This is a genomic window from Caballeronia sp. INML2, from assembly GCF_023631365.1.
Classification (GTDB): domain Bacteria; phylum Pseudomonadota; class Gammaproteobacteria; order Burkholderiales; family Burkholderiaceae; genus Caballeronia; species Caballeronia turbans.
Genome location: NZ_JALQDH010000084.1, coordinates 1 through 1,482, shown reverse-complemented (window position 1 = coordinate 1,482; position 1,482 = coordinate 1). Strand labels below are relative to the sequence as shown.

The window sequence follows — 1,482 nt, the reverse complement described above, 5'->3', positions numbered from 1 at the left end:
ATCATGTTGAAAATCGACAACCTCGCTGTCAGCAAAGAACTCGGCCGCGCTGAAATGGGCGCTATCGTCGGCGGCGCAAGCATCTTCCAGAACAACGGCGTCAACTACAACTCGATCAGCGGCTTTGCCTTCGCGAGCCCGCAAACCAACGTCGCTCCCGTGACGCAGGTCGATGCCTCCACGCATACGGACGTCGATCTGAAGAACGTGACGAAGTCGCTCGACGCAGTGGGCAGCCTGCTCGGCGGCGTGAAGCTGTAAAAGCATCACCGCTCGAAGGGAGAAGGAACCACGACGTTTCCTTCTCCCTCTCTTCGCATTCCTGCTTCGACATTCATTCGCAGGCCCTCGCGCGCAATGCGCGAATTCACGCGGCCGTTTCTCTCTTTCGCACGGGTCATCACCGAGTACTCGGCAACGCGGACAACGTCTGCGCAGTCGCCACGCTACTGCGTCGATGGTGTTTCGATAACCGTCGATTCGAGTTGTCAGCGCCATGCCGACACGTCCGCGCAAGCTGTCTCCCGGTATCCAACGAATCCATACCGCCGATGCCCCGCGAATCGCCTGTCTCACGCTCTCCAGCGTTTATTCGGCTTGATTTTCAACGAGTTGGATTAACCGAACAGACCTTCCAGCAACGCCTGGCACGGCCCTCGCATATAGAGACGCGAGCGCAACGATTGGTGCTCATCCAACCCACACAGTCCCAGGAGACACATCATGCTTAAGATCGAAAACCTCGCCGCTAGCAAAGAACTCGGCCGCGCTGAAATGGGCGCCATCGTCGGCGGCGGGAGCATCTTCCAGAACAACGGCATCAACGCCAACTCGATCAGCGGCTTTGCTTTCGCCAGCCCGCAGACCAACGTCGCGCCGGTGACGCAAGTCGATGCTTCGACCCACACGAACGTCGATCTGACGAACGTCACGAAGTCGCTTTCGTCGGTCGGCAGCCTGCTCGAAGGCGTGAAGCTGTAAAGACAGGCATCCTCGAAGGGAGAAGGATTCATTTCCTTCTCCCTTTTCTCTTTTCTCTTTTCTCTTTTCTCTCGCGCTTCAATCCCTCTTCCCACTGCGACGCTCAACATCCGCGTCCGCATCACATTGCATAACGTTCGTTTTCCGAATTAAAACTTCACGTCGTTCATTCCGAAGCCGATAACTTTGTTTGAATCGGGATCTCACGGGCCCCTACCTGTTCGCATTGCGTTTTGACTTTTACCGCTGCCAATACCGCCCCCTGTTCGTCGCCCACCGACAACGTCCCCACTTCTGTTTTTCCGCCACCAACAACTTGCCCCGTGTCGTGCAATCCAAAGTTGCCTTCAAACCTGCATCGTCTCGGATATTTTTGATTAACAATCAATGCATTAGCCTAACCGAACAGATCCTCTAGCCTTGGCTGGCACAGCCCTCGCATATGTAGCTGCGAGCGCAACGATTGATGCTCATCCAACCAAACCCAGTCCAGGAGCTACA

3 protein-coding genes are annotated in these 1,482 nt (G+C 55.7%); 2 read left to right on the top strand and 1 reads right to left on the bottom strand.

Annotation, left to right across the window (positions count from 1 at the left end):
* Positions 1 to 3 precede the first annotated feature (3 nt).
* The gene (locus NCT32_RS29185; protein ID WP_061122020.1) at positions 4 to 261 is read left to right on the top strand and encodes a hypothetical protein; all 258 of its coding nucleotides are present in this window, start codon (positions 4 to 6) and stop codon (positions 259 to 261) included.
* A gap of 462 nt (positions 262 to 723) precedes the next feature.
* A complete protein-coding gene (locus tag NCT32_RS29180; protein WP_061122019.1) occupies positions 724 to 981 on the top strand; it encodes a hypothetical protein in 258 nt (85 codons plus the stop codon).
* 166 nt (positions 982 to 1,147) lie between these two features.
* Here NCT32_RS29180 and NCT32_RS29175 read toward each other — a convergent pair whose 3' ends face one another.
* Positions 1,148 to 1,369: a hypothetical protein gene (locus NCT32_RS29175; RefSeq protein ID WP_250490827.1), complete on the bottom strand. Its 222-nt coding sequence runs from the start codon at positions 1,367 to 1,369 to the stop codon at positions 1,148 to 1,150.
* Positions 1,370 to 1,482: the final 113 nt, after the last annotated feature.

What these genes read in the sequence shown, in the direction of transcription:
- NCT32_RS29185 (WP_061122020.1), top strand. Translation starts at nt 4, where the DNA reads ATGTTGAAAATCGACAACCTCGCTGTCAGCAAAGAACTCGGCCGCGCT.
- NCT32_RS29180 (WP_061122019.1), top strand. Translation starts at nt 724, where the DNA reads ATGCTTAAGATCGAAAACCTCGCCGCTAGCAAAGAACTCGGCCGCGCT.